Annotated in this window: 14 protein-coding genes; 9 read left to right on the plus strand and 5 right to left on the minus strand. The window is 70.1% G+C overall.

Going from position 1 to position 15,845, the window contains the following annotated elements; all coding sequences use genetic code 11:
• Positions 1–107: 107 nt before the first annotated feature.
• Together D7X30_RS24775 and D7X30_RS24780 are read left to right on the plus strand one after the other, a co-directional pair.
• Positions 108–1,613 (plus strand): VWA domain-containing protein, encoded by a 1,506-nt coding sequence (locus tag D7X30_RS24775; RefSeq protein ID WP_120565425.1) that lies wholly within the window; start codon positions 108–110, stop codon positions 1,611–1,613.
• Between the two features lie 29 nt (positions 1,614–1,642).
• Positions 1,643–2,752, plus strand: a complete 1,110-nt coding sequence (locus D7X30_RS24780; protein ID WP_120565426.1) for a hypothetical protein — start codon at positions 1,643–1,645, stop codon at positions 2,750–2,752.
• A gap of 39 nt (positions 2,753–2,791) precedes the next feature.
• Here the strand turns inward: D7X30_RS24780 and D7X30_RS24785 are convergent, their stop codons facing one another.
• A complete protein-coding gene (locus tag D7X30_RS24785) occupies positions 2,792–3,130 on the minus strand; it encodes a hypothetical protein (protein WP_233591758.1) in 339 nt (112 codons plus the stop codon).
• Positions 3,131–3,488: 358 nt separating this feature from the next.
• Here D7X30_RS24785 and D7X30_RS24790 point away from each other — a divergent pair, with 358 nt between their 5' ends.
• Positions 3,489–4,238, plus strand: coding sequence for a sterol desaturase family protein (locus D7X30_RS24790; protein ID WP_120565512.1), 750 nt, complete (start codon positions 3,489–3,491; stop codon positions 4,236–4,238).
• 75 nt (positions 4,239–4,313) lie between these two features.
• Here the strand turns inward: D7X30_RS24790 and D7X30_RS24795 are convergent, their stop codons facing one another.
• Positions 4,314–5,252, minus strand: a complete 939-nt coding sequence (locus tag D7X30_RS24795; protein WP_120565427.1) for a dimethylarginine dimethylaminohydrolase family protein — start codon at positions 5,250–5,252, stop codon at positions 4,314–4,316.
• Positions 5,253–5,313: 61 nt separating this feature from the next.
• On the opposite strand from D7X30_RS24795, the gene D7X30_RS24800 reads away from it, so the two are divergent.
• The 3 genes from D7X30_RS24800 (at position 5,314) to D7X30_RS24810 (ending at position 9,803) form a co-directional block, all read left to right on the plus strand.
• The gene (locus D7X30_RS24800) at positions 5,314–6,231 is read left to right on the plus strand and encodes an iron-containing redox enzyme family protein (RefSeq protein WP_120565513.1); all 918 of its coding nucleotides are present in this window, start codon (positions 5,314–5,316) and stop codon (positions 6,229–6,231) included.
• 160 nt (positions 6,232–6,391) lie between these two features.
• Complete coding sequence (locus tag D7X30_RS24805; RefSeq protein ID WP_120565428.1) at positions 6,392–6,853, plus strand: fibril protein; 462 nt, start codon at positions 6,392–6,394, stop codon at positions 6,851–6,853.
• Positions 6,854–7,088: 235 nt separating this feature from the next.
• Positions 7,089–9,803, plus strand: coding sequence for an AsmA family protein (locus D7X30_RS24810; RefSeq protein WP_120565429.1), 2,715 nt, complete (start codon positions 7,089–7,091; stop codon positions 9,801–9,803).
• A gap of 112 nt (positions 9,804–9,915) precedes the next feature.
• Here D7X30_RS24810 and D7X30_RS24815 read toward each other — a convergent pair whose 3' ends face one another.
• Positions 9,916–10,695, minus strand: coding sequence for a hypothetical protein (locus tag D7X30_RS24815; protein WP_121717063.1), 780 nt, complete (start codon positions 10,693–10,695; stop codon positions 9,916–9,918).
• A 178-nt stretch (positions 10,696–10,873) separates the two neighbouring features.
• Here D7X30_RS24815 and D7X30_RS24820 point away from each other — a divergent pair, with 178 nt between their 5' ends.
• From D7X30_RS24820 to D7X30_RS24830, 3 genes are all read left to right on the plus strand, one after another.
• Positions 10,874–12,526 (plus strand): formate--tetrahydrofolate ligase, encoded by a 1,653-nt coding sequence (locus tag D7X30_RS24820; RefSeq protein ID WP_120565431.1) that lies wholly within the window; start codon positions 10,874–10,876, stop codon positions 12,524–12,526.
• Between the two features lie 135 nt (positions 12,527–12,661).
• Positions 12,662–13,045 (plus strand): type II toxin-antitoxin system RelE/ParE family toxin, encoded by a 384-nt coding sequence (locus D7X30_RS24825; RefSeq protein ID WP_199724544.1) that lies wholly within the window; start codon positions 12,662–12,664, stop codon positions 13,043–13,045.
• Positions 13,042–13,347 (plus strand): helix-turn-helix domain-containing protein, encoded by a 306-nt coding sequence (locus D7X30_RS24830; RefSeq protein ID WP_233591760.1) that lies wholly within the window; start codon positions 13,042–13,044, stop codon positions 13,345–13,347. The genes D7X30_RS24825 and D7X30_RS24830 overlap by 4 nt, the downstream gene beginning before the upstream one ends.
• A gap of 66 nt (positions 13,348–13,413) precedes the next feature.
• On the opposite strand, the gene D7X30_RS24835 is transcribed toward D7X30_RS24830, so the two are convergent.
• Together D7X30_RS24835 and D7X30_RS24840 are read right to left on the minus strand one after the other, a co-directional pair.
• Positions 13,414–15,006: a methyl-accepting chemotaxis protein gene (locus D7X30_RS24835; protein ID WP_120565433.1), complete on the minus strand. Its 1,593-nt coding sequence runs from the start codon at positions 15,004–15,006 to the stop codon at positions 13,414–13,416.
• Positions 15,007–15,414: 408 nt separating this feature from the next.
• A complete protein-coding gene (locus D7X30_RS24840) occupies positions 15,415–15,789 on the minus strand; it encodes a hypothetical protein (protein ID WP_120565434.1) in 375 nt (124 codons plus the stop codon).
• Positions 15,790–15,845: the final 56 nt, after the last annotated feature.

Consider the following 15,845-nt stretch of genomic DNA (forward strand, 5'->3'; position numbering starts at 1 on the left):
CATCGGTCATCGGGAGGAGGGTCCTCCCGCTGACCGATGCGCCCGCGTGACGGGTCTGCGAGCGTGTGCTCGTCCGCTCGCACCCCTTGGGGGAAGGTCCGCCGCGCATGAACCGCACCAAACTGTTGCTGACTCTCGCTGGCCTGCTGTTCGTGGGCGCGCTGGCGCTCGACGCGCGCTCGTTCTTCGCGAAGACCTCGTCGCACCCGCCGGTCGTCGAACAGCGGCTCCCCAACGGACACCTGCACCGGGTCGCGACGGCCCCCGTGGCCACGAGCACCGTGGACCAGACCCACACCGTGGCCCAGCCGGGTGAGGCGCCCATCAACGGGGTGCTGCCCGTCATCCTGGGCCAGCCGGCGTCCGGCCCGGTGGAGCTCACCGGCAAGCTGTCCGGCGCGTACGTGAAGACGGGCCCGGGCGAGGCCTTCGCCGTGTTCGAGCTGAAGGCACGCGCGCCGCAGAAGCATGAGCGCGTGCCGGTGAACCTGGCGCTGGTGGTGGACCGCTCCGGCTCCATGGATGGAGCCAAGCTGGCGGACGCGAAGCGCGCAGCCCAGGAGCTGGTGCGGCAGCTCAAGACGGGGGACCGGCTGGCGCTGGCGCACTACGGCTCCGACGTGACCGTGGAGCCCAGCGTGCTGATCAACGACCAGACGCGCCGCGAGCTGCTGGCCACCATTGAAGCCATCCGGGTGAACGGCGGCACGAACATGAGCGGCGGGCTGGTGGCGGGCGGAAACGCGGTGCACCCGTTCTCCAGCGACTTCCGGGTGACGCGCGCCATCCTGCTGAGCGACGGCGAGCCCACCGAGGGCGTGACGTCCAACCAAGGCCTCTTCTCCGAGGTGGGCAAGCTGCGCGAGATGGGCATCACCGTGAGCGCGCTGGGCGTGGGCCAGGGCTTCAACGACACGCTGATGCGCGGCATGGCCGAGCGCGGCGGCGGCTTCTCCGGCTTCATCAGCGACTCCTCGCAGCTGGCCAGCATCTTCACCCGCGAACTGGAGCAGGCCGCCGGCACCGTCGCCCGCGCCGTGACCCTGAACCTGACCCTGCCGCCCGGCGTGAGCGGCGTGGAGGTGATGGGCCTGCCGTCCACGCGCGACGGCGACACCGTGCGCATCCCCCTCTACGACATGACGAGCAGCCAGTCCGCGCGCGTGGTGGTGAAGCTGACGCTGGACGCGCCCGCGAACGAGACCAACATGAAGGTGCTGGATGCCTCGTTGTCGTACGTGGACGTGGCGGCGGGCCAGCCGTCGTGGGTGACGCTGGCGCTGGCCGCGAAGGTGACGAACGACGCCCAGGTGGTGCACGCGAACCTGGACCGCGACGTGCGCGTCCATGCCATCCGCGCGTTGGGTACCCAGCAGCTCCAGGCGGCCGCGGAGCAGATGCAGAGCGGCAACCGCGAGAGCGCGCTCAGCTTCCTGACCAACGCGCGTAAACTGTTCGGCGCTTCGGCGTCCGCGCTCGCGGGGGAGCTTGCGGACCTGGACAAGACCCAGGCAGCCTATGGCAGTGCCCAGAGTGATTCCGAGGTCCGGCAGGAGGCCCTCAACCTCAAGAAGAAGACGATGAAGAACTTCGGGCAGAACAACAGCTACTAGTCCCCCCGCCGTCCGGAACCCGGTGCGCCATGTCGCTCTCCATCCAACTCATCCGGCGAGAGGACTTCGAGTCGCGCTGCCTGTACGCGCTCGTGGGCGCCGGGGCCATGGCGCTGGTGGCCGGCGTGGCGCGGCAGGTGCTGCGCGTGCCGGTGGAGCCGGGCTACTTCGCGCTGATGGCGGCGGCCATCACCGCGGTGAAGCCGAAGGCGGCGGAGAACCTGCTGGTGCGCGCGGGGATGGTGCTGCTGCCCGCCCTGCCCTATGTGCTGGGGCTCGGGTCGCCCTGGACACACGCGGTGGCGGGCGCCATCGCCGCGGGGCTGCTGGCGTGGCGGGGCAACGGGCGCGACAGCGTGGGCACGCCGCTCCAGGTCGCGCTGTGCGCCGGGGCCGCGGCCGTCACCACCGCGCTGGGGCTGTACGTGCACCAGGTGCTCGACGCGCGCTTCCTCCCTGCGTGGGGCTACTTCCCGCTGATGGTGGACTACGCCGTGGTGGCGCTGTTCTGGAGCATCGGCACACTGCCGGCGAACCTGGCCATGGACCTGGACGCGGTGGCCACCCGGGGCATGCGCCTGGAGGCCACGCTCTCCGGCGAGGTGCGCGGCCTGGTGGCCCGGGCGCTCACGCTCTACCGCCAGTGCCAGGACGAGGCGCGAAAGCTGGCCCGGGGCCCGGGGCTGGAGAAGCTCCAGGCCGTGCTCGGAAAGCTGGCCCGGGACGCCTTCACCCTGGCCGAGTCCCACACGGAGCTGGAGGCGCAGCTGACCTCCGCGTCCCAGGGGAGCGTGGACTCGCAGGTGCAGGAGTTGAAGAAGCGCGCCCAGGACGCGCAGGACGGCGTGGCCCGCCGCCAGTTGGAGCGCGCCGCCGCGTCGCTGGGTGAGGAGCTCAACCACCTGGATGCGCTGTCACGCCGGCAGGAGCGCCTCTTCGCGCAGCTGCACGCACAGGTGGCCCTGCTGGAGCGGGCCCGCGTGTGCTTCATCGGCGCCCGGGCCGCGTCCCCCCTGGATGGCGGCGGCAGCGGCGACCGCGTCCAGGCGCTGGCGGACAAGCTCTCCGCCCTGGACCTGGAGTCCTCCGGCCCGGAGGGAGCGGCGCAGGCCGCGCGGGCTCCCGCGGTCCGCTCCTGAAGACCGGCCCCGGGACCTGGGGGCCTGTGGGGCCGCGCCCTACTTCGCCGACGCGCGCGTGGAGGCGCGGGTGCGCTTGCGCGCCGGAGCCGCGGCCTTCTTCGCGGTGACGCGGGGCGTGTGCAGCTCGCTGGCGATGCGCTGCTCAATCTCCTCGCGCGTGCGGCGGCTGACCTCCAGCGCGGCGTTGATGCGCTCGCGCACGATGTCGGCCTGAGCCTCCGCGGCGGCGCGGTACTCCGCGACGTCCCGACGCAGCTCCAGTCGGCCCTCGCTGGGGGACGCGCCCGCCGTCTTCCGGGTGGCCGTCTTCCGCCGCGCGGGGCGTTCCCCCGCCTGGGTCCCACTGCCCTGCTGTCCCTGTGCCTTGCGCGCCATCTGTCTGCCCCCTCGCGCGATCGCTCGCGCCTGTGGGCGGAAAGGTGGGGTGTGGACTTCCCGCACGGAAGTCCGACCCCGGGTCGGATGTGGGGCGGGCAGCCGGACAATGTGTGGGCGCGGCAATAGAGGAGCTTCTCAACGCCTCCAGGAAGGCGCTAAGAGAGCCCACACCGTTCCTGGGCCAAGGGGCCTCTTGACTGATAGCTCAGGAACCACCGCATCACCCCAAGGGCCGGGATGCGAGCAAGCCTTCGAGCCCCGCGCACCCCGGCAGCCCGGGACCCGCGGCGGAGCGGATAGTGAGGGAATCCCCGTGGCGGTCTCTTTCCTGAACCGGAAGCACAACCTGGACCGGATGTCGCTGCGCGACCTAGTCTACTCGTTCTTCACCTACTACGCCGTCGTCGCCTACATCCTCATCGGCATCACCTGCATCGTGCTGTCGGTGAAGTGGTTCGACGCGCCGGTGCGCATGGGCGCGGCGGTGCTGCTGGCCACGGTGGCGTACCCGTTCGGCTGGTACCTCATCCACCGGTACATCCTGCACGGGCGCTTTCTCTACAAGTCCGCGGCGACGGCGGTGACGTGGAAGCGCATCCACTTCGACCACCACCAGGACCCGCACGACCTGCGCGTGCTCTTCGGCGCGCTGCACACCACGCTGCCCACCATCGCGCTGGTGCTCACGCCCATCGGCTATCTCATTGGCGGCCGGTCCGGCGCGGCGGCGGCGCTGGGCTGGGGCATGGTGACCACGTGCTTCTACGAGTTCTGCCACTGCATCCAGCACCTCAACTACGCCCCGCAGCAGAAGTGGCTGAAGGACATCAAGCGCCTGCACATGTCCCACCACTTCCACAATGAGCAGGGCAACTACGGCATCACGAACTACTTCTGGGACCGCGTGTTCGGCACGCTGTACGAGAAGGCCTCCGACAAGCCCAAGAGCGCCACCGTCTTCAACCTGGGCTACACGGCGGAAGAGGCGCAGAAGTACCCCTGGGTGGACAAGCTCTCCGGCGGCACCCGCGGCGACGGCCACCCGCGCCGCTTCCAGCAGGCCGAAGGGCTGAGCGCACCGGAAGTCCCCAGCGAACAGTCCTGAGTCTTCCTCCCCGCTTCACCCCGGACCTCCCCGCGCGCTTCGCCGCCCGGGGAGGTTCTTCGTTTCCACCGCACGTCACGCGGAGAGCGGCTGGGCCACGTCCTGCTCCTGCTCCTCGCGAAAGCGCCGGGCGGACAGGGGCGGCAGGGTGTGCACGCGCGCCACCAGGCACGCCGCGCTGCCACCGGCCAGGTGGAACTGATCCAACCTCACGCTGATGGGCCGGCGCCCCAGGCCGCGCAGCACCGCCTCCACGCGAGGCACGCGCGCGCCGACGATGACGGTGTTTCCCACCTCCACCAGATTGAGCCCGAACGCGAGCGCGTCCTCGCGCGCGATGGGAATCACCTGCTGGATGCCCTCCGTGCGCTCCAGCATGCGCAGCGACTCCGGCGTGAAGGCCTCCAGACACACCAGTGCGGTGCCGTCGGACAGGACGGCGAGCGCGGTGTCCAGGTGGTAGAGGTACGGGTCGCACAGCTCCAGCGGCGTGACGGGCGCGGCGAGGAACGCCTCCAGCACGCCCGCGGCGCGCTGCGTGGAGCGCATGCCCCAGCCCAGCAGGGCCCCCCGGCCCGCGGGCAGCATGGCCACGTCGCCGCCTTCGATGTGCACGCGCGGCGGCTCGATGACGTCGAAGCCGCGCGCGGCCAGCCACCGGGCGCGCGCGAGTTGTTCACTGCGGCGCTGGCCATGGCGCATGGTGGCCAGCAGGGCGCGCAGCTCGCCTTCCTGGGAGACGAGCACCGCGTTGTCCTTGGCGAATACGGAGTCGAACGCGCCGTGGACGAAGGGCAGCTCGAAGAAGCCCGCGCCTGCTTCACGCAGGGCACGCAGGAACTCGCGGTGCTGCGTGCACGCACGCCGCCACGCGACAGCCCCGGGCTTCATATGAGGGTTGATGTTCCATGCGACCTGATACGCGCAGTCGCGGGAGCGAACGTGGTCCTTCTCGCAACGCACCTGACTGACGGCGAAGGTGGCGGGAGCGATGTGGCCGGTGTGCAAGGTCATCCCCATACATGTGACCGGAAGGCACTCCCGCCTTCCGGTATGTGTAGAGAGGGTGCGCACCATGAGCGGGCTTGGCGAGGTGGCTGGGGAAGCGGGGACGGAGGACGCACGCCTGTCCGAACGGCTTCACCGGACCCTCTTGCGCTTCAACCACGCACGACTGGCACCGGGGTTTCCCACCGAGGGCTGGCGGGCAGCCGTGCAGGAGGAGACGCAGTTGCGCCTGCTCGAAGGCGAGTACGTGGAGGCGGAGCGACAGCGCGTGGCGGCCTGGGCGGCGGAAGCGCCGGAGGACGCGGACGGATTCATCGCGTGGTTCGAGGACCTGAAGGAGTCCGGTCCCGGACAGCATGATCCGCTGTTCCCGTGGCTCGCCACGCAGGCCACGCGTGAGCAGATGGACTGGTTCCTCACGCAGGAGGTCGCGGGCGAGGCGGGCTTCGACGACCTGGTGGCGCTGACGCAGTTGCAGCTGCCCACGCGGGCGAAGCTGGAGCTGGCGCGCAACTACTGGGACGAGATGGGCCGCGGGCGCGAGGACGCGATGCACGGACCGATGCTCGCGGAGATGGCCCAGAAGCTGGGGTTGAAGCCCACGGACGAGGACACGGTGTGGGAAGCGCACGCGCTGGCGAACCTGCTCTGCGCGTTCGCGTTCAACCGCCGCTACACGTACCACGCGGTGGGCGCGCTGGGCATCGTGGAGGAGACGGCGCCGGGCCGCACCGCGTGCGTCAACGAGGGCCTGAAGCGGCTGGGGTTCGACATGCGCGTGCGGCGCTATTACGCATTGCACTCCACGCTGGACGTGAAGCACTCCGAGACCTGGAACAAGGAGGTGCTGCGTCCGCTGGTGGAGGCGAACCCCGCGTGCGCGAGGCCCCTGGCGGAAGGGGCGCTCTTGCGACTGACCGCGGGCGCGCGGTGCTTCGAGCGCTACCGCCACGAGCTGGGCCTGGACCTGAAGTCGCTGAGCTGAAGAGGCGCAGCCTGGCCGTCCTTCCCCTCGGGACCTTGCGCGTGTGCGCTGGGCTCGAGGGTGCGTTTCCCGGAGGACGGTCCACGCGGGGGGTGGGGATGCGCCGGAGCCGGGGCGGGCGCCAGCTTGGGGGGTTTCCCAGTCCGAGCTGGAGGTCCCGATGTCCCTGTTCCGATGCATCCCCGCCGCGCTGCTGCTCCTGACGGCGTGCGCTTCCCCGGGCACGTCCATGGAAGAGGTGATGCGCCGCACCGCGCCCCTGATGCCGAAGCGGCCGGATCCGCTGACCTACGGCACCCGGCCGGAGAACCCGGTGCGGGTGGGCTGGGGCGACAAGGGCGTGATGGCGTACTTCAAGCTCCTGCGCGGGCCGCAGGGCCAGCCGGTGGCGTGGCGCCTCATGGGGGACTGCTGCGAGTTCACCCAGGTGGATGGCCAGGGCGAGGGGAAGGGCCAGCTGTCCATCTTCGAGGTCACGTACGACGGGCTGGACACGCCGGTGGTGCTCTACGTAGACGCCTTCACCGGCGGGAACGTGTACGCGCCCTGGGGCTTCCTGCTGGAAGGCCAGGGAGACACGCCGCCGCCATCCGGGATGGAGCCGGAGGTCATCGACCTGTAGGCGCCGCCCGTTGAACCCCATGATTCCTTGAAAGCTCCGGACCTTATGCGTCCTCAAAGCATGGGAGGCCCCTTCCTGGGTGGGGCTGCCGTGCCTGGATGCAAGGGTCGACAGGAGTGTGACTTTCCCTCCGGCTGTTGACCGTCACGCTGGCAACCTCCCTGTGTGCATGGGAGGTGCGGCGCTCTTGGCGCTGCGCTAAGCGTTCGACCGCTCTCCCGACGGAGGAGGAACCGTGGCGGCTGTGAAGAAGAAGCGTTGGCCGTATGTGCTGGGAGGCATCCTCGTCCTCCTGATCGCCATCGTGGCGGTGGTGCTGTGGCGCCTGGACGCCATCCTGCTGAAGACGGCGCGCGACCAGGCCGCGACGTATTCGCAGAAGCTGGGGCGCCCCATCGAGATTGGCGACGTCTCCACGAAGCTCTTTCCCTACGTGGGCGCTCACATCCAGAACGTCAGCGTGGGCGCCGCCGAGGGCGAGGACCTGCCGCTCGCGGAGGTGAAGGACGTGACCGTGAGCGTGGCGGCGATGCCGCTGCTCACCTCCAAGGGCAAGGACATCCGCGTGCAGGACGCGGAGGTGTCCGGGCTCACCGTGAACGTCATCCGCCTGGCGGACGGCACCACCAACGTGCAGCGCCTCCAGGAGAAGCTGGCCGCGCAGCAGCCGAAGGAGGAGACGCCCGAGGAGGAGACGCAGCCCACGGACCTGTCGGGCGTGCACGTGGAGCGCGCGGCGCTCACCGACGGCACCATCCGCTTCGTGGACCGCGCGGGCGGCGCGCAGGCGCGCGAGCTGGCGGTGAAGGACCTGGACATCGAGGTGAAGGACCTGCGCGTGGGCCAGCCGCTGAAGGTGGATCTGGCGGCGGCGGTGCTCGCGGACAAGCAGAACTTGAAGATGACGCTCGCCGCGGCGCCGCTGCCGGCGACGCTCATCCCCACGCCCGAGCAGGTGACGCTGAAGGCGGAGCACATCGACCTGTCGCCGCTGGCGCCGTTCCTGCCCCCGGACGTGGGGCTGCAGGCGGGCACGCTGGACGCGGACTGGAAGGCGGACCTGGGCGGCGCGGTGCCCGGCGGCAAGGGCCCCACGAAGCTCGTGGGCGTCATCAAGGCGCTGGGGATGAAGTTCGCCGGCTCCGAGGGCGGCAAGGCGCTGGACGTGGTGCTCGACACGGACGTGACGGGCGACATGGCCACCGGTGACCTGGCGCTGGACAAGCTGAACCTGAACCTGGGCCCCGCGGCCATCACGGGCAAGGGCAAGGTGAAGGGGCTGCTCACGGACAAGCCCGCGGTGGAGGGCCTTGAGCTGGTGGGCCGCAACCTGGATCCCGCCGTGCTCGCCGAGTACTACCCGCCGCTGCGCAAGCAGCTCAACGGGATGATCGCCGGCCCCATTGGCCTGGACGTGCGCGGCAGCGGCACGCAGGAAGCGCAAGCCATCAACATCGCGGTGGACCTGACCCCGGTGCGGCTGCGGGTGCCGGATCAGCTGACGAAGGAAGCTGGCGGCGCGATGAAGCTGAACGCGAAGGTGACGGGCGCGGCGGCGAGCGGCGGCGCGCTGCGCTTCGACGCGAAGGCGGACCTGAACGGCGTGGACATGCGGCCGGGCCTGCTGGTGAACAAGGCGCCGGGGCAGCGGCTGGAGGTCGCGGCGGCGGGCACGTACGCGCCGGCGAAGACGGGCAGCGGGATGACGGTGAACGTCACCAGCATGAGCCTGGGCGCGCTGGAGGACACGGTGACGGGCACCGCCACGGTGGCGCTCGCGGGTACGGGCAAGAAGGCGACGACGACGTTCAAGGCGGACGTGAAGGCCGCGAAGCTGGATGCGGAGAAGTTGTTGATGAGCGAGGAGCAGGTGCTGTCTCGCACGGGAGGCAAGCCCCCGCCGGAGCCGCCGCCTGGGGAGGCCAATCGCTTCAACGGCTACCGGGGTGACATCCAGTTCGCCATCGCGTCGCTGCGCTACACGGCGATGGACCTGACGAACGTGACGGGTGTGGTGAAGATGGTGGACGACCTCATCACGGTGGAGAAGTTCTCGACGGGCATCTACGGCGGCAAGGTGGTGGCGGACGGGACGACCATCCGCCTGGGGCCCGCGCCGGAGGCCCGGCCCTTCACCGCGAAGGTGCAGGTGCAGGGCCTGGAGGTGGCGCAGGCGCTGGCGGCGCGCACGCCGAAGCAGGTGCTGACGGGCAAGTTCAACGGCAACGTGGACGTGCAGGGCGTGGGCTACACGCCGGACAAGCTGCAGCAGACGCTGCTGGGCGGCATCAACGGCAACCTGCTGGAGGGCACGTTCCTGGGCAAGGACCTGGTGTCGTCCGTGACGGGGCCGCTGGCCAAGGCGCTGCCCTTCGCGAAGGCGCTCAAGAGCGGCGACGTGACGTCGCTGGGTGGGGACCTGCCCTTCAGCGTGACCATCAAGAACGGCGTGGCGCAGCTGAGCAAGCCCATCACCTGGACGCGGCCGGAGGCGGCGATGAGCTTCGACGGCGGCATCGGGCTGGACGGCACGCTGGACCTGACGGGCGGCGTGTCGCTGACGCCCGCGACCATCAAGACGCTGACGGTGGGCAAGGTGACGCCGACGGAGGCCATCCCGGTGGGGCTGAAGATTTCAGGCAAGGCGTGGAGCCCGGAGGTGACGGGCGTGGACGTGAAGCCGGCGGCGACGACCATCCTGAAGATGGCCGGAGGCGCCGCGCTGGGCGGTCTGCTGGGTGAGAAGGGCAAGGCCGTGGAGGACATCATCACGGGCGGCCAGGACAAGGCGAAGGCCGAAGCAGAGGCGAAGCGTCAGGAGCTGGAGGCGCGCGCCAACGAGGAGAAGAAGAAGCTGGAAGACCAGGCCCGCCTCGAGCAGGAGAAGGCCAAGCAGCGCGCCGAGGAAGAGGCGAAGAAGCGCCTCAAGGGTATCTTCGGCGGGAAGTAGGCGCCGCGAAGTTCGCGGGTCGCAAGAACGCCGCGGAGCTCTCCAGGGAGCTTCGCGGCGTTCGTGCATCGGCGTCCTGACTGGACCGAAATGGAGTCCGGCGGCTGAACCGCTACTGCCCGCCGGCGGCGCGCGTGTCCCAGCCACCGCCGATGGGCCCGCCACGGGGGCCGCCAGCGCCGCGCGGGTTCATGTCGTCGCGGCGCATCTGCTGGTACTGCGTCATTTGCTCCGCGCTGAGCACCTTCTGCATCTCCGCATCGGTCTGCGTGCGCAGGTCGCGCATCTGCTGACGCATGTCACGGCCCGGCCGGCCTCCCGCCATCGCCGTCGACAGCTCCTGGCGCTTCGCGTCCTCGGCCTGCATCGCCTTCGTCAGCGCCTGCTCCTGGCTGTAGTTGAGCCGCGCGTTGCTGATGAAGTCCTTCATGCGCTGGGAGCGCTCGGTCTCCGCCTGCACGCGCATCTGGTCCACCTGCTGCTGCCACTGCTGGCGCTGCTCGGTGCGCTGCTCGTCCTGCACCGTGCGCATCAGCTCCTTCAGCGACTGCTTCGCGCTGTCGTTGGTCAGCGCCTCGCCCACCACCACGCCGCGCAGCTCCTCGCGCAGCCTCGCGACCTCCGCCTCCAGGCCCGCGGGAGGAGGACCACCCGTGCCGGCCGAGGCCGTTCCGCCGCCCTGCTCGAAGGCCATCATCCGCCGGGACAGGAGCTGCACCGTCTCCTCCAGCGCCTTCACCCGGTTCTGGAGCGCCCGGACGTCCGCCGTCGAGTCCTGCACGCGGGGCGCCTCCTGGACGACAGGGGCCTCCGACTTCCCAGGCCCCCACAGGGCCACCCCGAGCGCCAGCGAAGCCAACCCCACCGATGCGATGCCGAGAATGCGGTTCATGATGCTCTCCCTGACGGAACTCCCGGCCGCGTATTCCATCGCGCCCCCGGGCTCCGCCCTGCGCCTGCATCCTCCCACCCTGCCCGCCTCCCGGGGAACCGTCCTGCGATGCGTGCCTGCCTGCCCTCCGTGTCGCGAGCGTTGACCTCCTCCGGCGGGGCACGGAGAGTCCCCCGCCATGACGCTCCGTCCCATCACTGAAGTCGGCGCCGAGCTGGGTCTCGCGCCGGAAGACGTCCTCCCCTGGGGCCGCGACCGCGCCAAGGTGTCGCTGGACGCCCTGGGCCGCGGCTCGCGCCAGGGCCGCATGGTCCTGGTGTCGGCCATCAACCCCACGCCCCCCGGCGAGGGCAAGACGACCATGTCGGTGGCGCTGGCCATGGGGCTGCGCAAGCGGGGCCGCAAGGCGGTGGCGGCGCTGCGTGAGCCGTCCCTGGGGCCCGTCTTCGGTGTGAAGGGCGGCGGCACCGGCGGCGGGCAGGCGAGCCTGGAGCCGGCGGCGGACATCAACCTGCACTTCACCGGCGACCTGCACGCCATCACCAGCGCGCACAACCTGCTGTCCGCGCTGGTGGACAACGCCGTGTACTACGGCCACCCGGTGGCGCTGGAGGGCACGCGGGTGCGCTGGCGCCGCGCGATGGACATGAACGACCGGTTCCTGCGCAACGTCATCGTGGGGCTGGGTGGCAAGGCGCACGGCGTGCCGCGCGAGACGTCCTTCGACATCACGGCCGCCAGCGAGGTGATGGCCATCCTGGCGCTGGCGGAGAACCTGAAGGACCTGGAGGCGCGACTGGGGCGCATCGTGGTGGGTCAGGCGCCGGACGGCTCGCCGGTGCGCGCGAACGACGTGAACGCGGCGGCGTCCATGGTGGCGCTGCTCAAGGACGCGCTGATGCCGAACCTGGCCCAGACGCGCGAGGGCGGGCCGGCCATCGTGCACGCGGGGCCGTTCGGCAACATCGCGCACGGGTGTTCGTCGGTGGTGGGCACGCGGCTGGCGCTCGCGTACGCGGACGAGGTGGTGACGGAGGCGGGCTTCGGCTTCGACCTGGGCGCGGAGAAGTTCCTGGACATCAAGTGCCGGAGCGCGGGCGTGTGGCCTCGGGGCGTGATGCTGGTGGTGACGCTGCGGGCGCTGAAGCACCACGGCGGCGCGGCGGCGGCGCAGGTGGCGGAGCCGGACCGCGAGGCGCTCTTGAAGGGCTTCAACCACCTGGAGAAGCACCTGGAGTCGGTGGCGGCGTTCGGCCTGCCGGCGGTGTTGTGCGTGAACCGGTTCCCGCAGGACACGGAAGGCGAGCTGGACGAAGTGCGCGCGTTCGCGAAGGCGAGGGGCGTGGGCATCGCCGTATGCGACGGGTTCGGCAAGGGCGGCGAGGGTTCGCTGGAGCTGGCGGACACGGTGCTGGCGATGCTGGACGCGACGGACGCGGCGCCGCCAAAGCCGCGCTTCCTCTACGAGCTGGAGCAGACGCCGGAGGAGAAGATCCGCGCCATCGCGCGCACGGTGTACGGCGCGGACGACGTGGCCTTCACGCCAGGGGCGCGCAAGGACCTGGAGACAGCGCGAGCGCTGGGAGGCGCGGGGCTGCCGGTGTGCATGGCGAAGACGCACCTGTCCCTGTCGGACGACCCGGCGAAGACAGGCCGGCCCCGAGGCTTCACGTTGACGGTGCGAGAGGTGCGCCTGTCCGCGGGAGCAGGCTTCCTGGTGGCGCTGACTGGAGAGCTGCTCACCATGCCGGGCCTGCCGCGCGAGCCCGCCGCCCGACGCGTCACGGTCCATCCGGACGGCAGCATCACGGGCCTGATGCAGGGCGAGTGACGTCAGAGGTAGGGCCTAACGTCTCCCGTCTTCTCTCGACGGGAGCACTCGCCCCTGGCCCATTCCAAGCGCACCAAGACATCCCCCCATCATCTTGACGGAATATCATCCAGGAATGATATTCCGTCTCATGGGATTGAAGTCTTCGGAACCGATGAGTTCCGGGACTGGTTCCTTGCTCTCGACGAAGAGACGGCGCGGTCCGTGGACCACGGGGTGGAGCTTCTGGCCGCGAAGGGGGGCGCACTTGGGTTCCCGTACAGCAGCCAGCTCAAGGGCACTTCCCAGCCGCTCCGGGAGTTCCGCATCCAGTCCGGAGGGCATCCCATCCGGGTCTTCTACGCCTTCGACCCTGCGCGCAACGGAGTCCTGCTTCTGGGGGGCGACAAGACCGGAGACAAGCGCTTCTACGAGAGAATGATCCCCCAGGCAGAGAAGATCTGGCTGCGATACCTCTGGGAGAGGGCCGCCGGACTTCACGACGATTCGAAAAACGAGCGCGAGGAGACGGAGTCATGAAGCTCCACAGCTGGAAGGGGATGCGCCGGGAGAAGTTCACGCCAGCGCAACTCAAGGAACAGGATGAGCGCGTCCGGAAGGAACTCCTGGAGATGAGTCTGCGGGAGGTGCGCGAGTTCGCGGGGATGACGCAGACGCAGCTCGCCGAACGGATGGGCATCTCCCAGGGTCAGCTCTCCCAGACCGAAGCCCGGGACGATCACCGGCTCTCCACGCTCCGGCGCGCCGTGGAGGCCATGGGCGGAGAAATCGAGGTCTCCGCCGTCTTCGGCGACAAGCGGATCATCCTCAAGGGCGTCTGACGCACGACGGGCCGCCCCGGTGTTCCGGAGCGGCCCGTGGGCCCTGCTGGATTCCTTCGCGGACGGCTAGACGCGGAACGTGGTCGACAGCTCCTGGAGCTTGCCCAGGGACGTGTTGATCTGCCCCACCGCCTGTTCGGCGTTGCTCGTGGCCATCACCACGTCACTCATCATCTCCGACAGCTGCGTCACCACTTCCGTCATCTGCGTGATGCCCGCGTTCTGCTGCGTCACCGAGGCGACGATCTGCCGCGCCGCCTGGCTGCTCTCCTGCACCACCTGCGTGATGTCCTTCAGCGTCGTCGCGGACGAGAGCACCTGCTCGATGCCCTCCTCCATCTTCTGGCTGTCCTCCTCCGCGATGCCCACCGTCTCGCGGATGGCCTGGTTGATCTCCAGGAGGATCTTCCCGATGCGCTGCGTGCTCTGCAGCGACTGGCTGCTCAGCGCCCGCATCTCCTTGGCCACCACCGCGAAGCCCCGGCCTTCCTCGCCGGCCCGCGCCGCCTCGATGGCCGCGTTCAACGCGAGCACGTTCGACTGGTCCGCCAGGTCCTTCACGCTGCCGATGATTTCACCCGCGTGCACCGCCTGCTCGGACAGCACGCCAATGCTCCCCACCAGCGCACCCACCCGCGCGCGGATCTGCTGCAACCCCTCCGCGCTCCGCTCGATGGACACCTGTCCGGAGGCGCTGTACGCGTCCGCCTGCGCCGCCACCTTCAACACCATCTCCGCGCGGCTGGCCGCCATGCCGGACGTCTGGGCGATCTCCGCGATGGTGGAGCTGGCCTCCGTCAGGCTGCGCGACTGGCTGGTCAGGAAGTTGAGCTGCTCGTGGCTCGCCGCGTTCAGCCGCGACGCCGCCGCCGTCAGCTCCGTCACCACCGAGCGCAGCGTGTTGGGCACCGAGCCCAGCCGCGTCATCAACGTCTGGATGCTGCGCGCCAGCTCGCCCACCTCGTCCTGCGCGCTCGTGTCGATGGCCAGCGACAGGTCGCCTTCCCGCACGATGCGCGTCGCCGTCGCCGTCAGCCGCGCCAGGGGCGTCGTCACCTCGCGCAGCAGCCACACCGTGGCCACCGCGAGCGCCACGATGCACGTCACCGCCAGCACCAGCACCCACGTCAGCGTCATGCCGTGCAGCGACGACACCTCCATGAAGGTCTCTCGCTGTGACGCCTCCTGCTGCGCCGTCACGGACTCCAGGTCGGCGTGCACCGTCCGGTACGAGGGCTCCAGCTTCCCGAGCGCGGCCTCCGCGGCCGCGTCATTGCGCGCCGCCAGCGCCACCACCTGCGACGCCTCCTGCCAGTAGCGCGTGAAGGCCCCCTGCAACGCCTCCACCTTCGGGCCGTCCACGTCCGGAAACGCTCGCAGCGCAGTGAGCCCCTTCTGGAGCTCCTGCACCTGCGCGTCCAGCGTCTCCTGCTTCACCGCGTGCAACGCCACCGCGTCGGCCACGTCCTGGTGTAGCGCGGCGAACCCCGCGCGGGACGTCTGCGCCTGGCTCACCGACGGCGCCAGACTGGCACCAATGCGCTCCGAGGCATTCCGCGTGCGCGCGCCCAACACCACCGTCACCGCCACGATGGCCACCAGGAACGCCGCCGCCACCGTCGGCAGCACCATCATCTTCTGCTTGAGCCTCATCGCCATCACGCACCCCCTCGCGGGCCCATGTCACCCATCCCGATGAAGCGCGGCCGTACTCCCGCGCCGGGCCTGCTGCGCCAGCTCATTGTCGCTCATCCTTCCGCGGCCCCAACGGGCTCCCCCGAAGACCGGGGCTCCGTCAGGACACGTAGGATAGACAACACCTCTCCCCCCGACTCAAGCCCGCGCCCCTTGAAATATCCTGGAAACGGGTCTGCATTGCCCCGCAGGGTCATACGGGACACTTCGTCCTGTCAGGTGGGACACTCGGTGGAGGACGCCTCACGTCTGCCGAGGAGGCCCGGAAGGCATCCTGGCGCGATCATTCCAGCCGTCCGGCATGGGCTTCACTGACAGTGTCGGTGGCCTGGGTGCGTCCATACAGGCCCTGGCCCGGCCGCTCGGCGGCGCTCAGCGGGTGGGCCGTGGGAGGAAGGGCTCCACTTCGCGGTGGCAGGTGTCATCGCATTCGGAGAAGCGGACGAGGAACGCCGCGTGATTCGCGCACTTCTTGGGCCAGCGTGAGGCGCCGCCGTCCGCCAGGCACAGCAGGCGGAACTCGTCGCGGGTGTCCGTGAAGAGGGCCTCACGCTGCGAGGGGGACATGGCGTCCAGCGCGCGGTCCTCCCCGCCCTGGAGCCAGATGAAGACGCCTACCATCGCCACGAAGACGAGGGCCAGCCAGGTGCCCTTGCGCAGCCAGATGCTGGGCGGAGGGGCCAGCTCCTTCGCGAAGATGTTCTTTTCATCGCCCCCCTCGTCCGGAGGCGTCCCTTCGTTGCCCATGGGCTCCCTTCCATCCATGGCGCGTGCCAGCCGCACGGCCGTGCCGCAGCAGACAC

Origin of the sequence: Corallococcus sp. AB011P, from assembly GCF_003611605.1 — a bacterium.
Lineage (GTDB): Bacteria > Myxococcota > Myxococcia > Myxococcales > Myxococcaceae > Corallococcus > Corallococcus coralloides.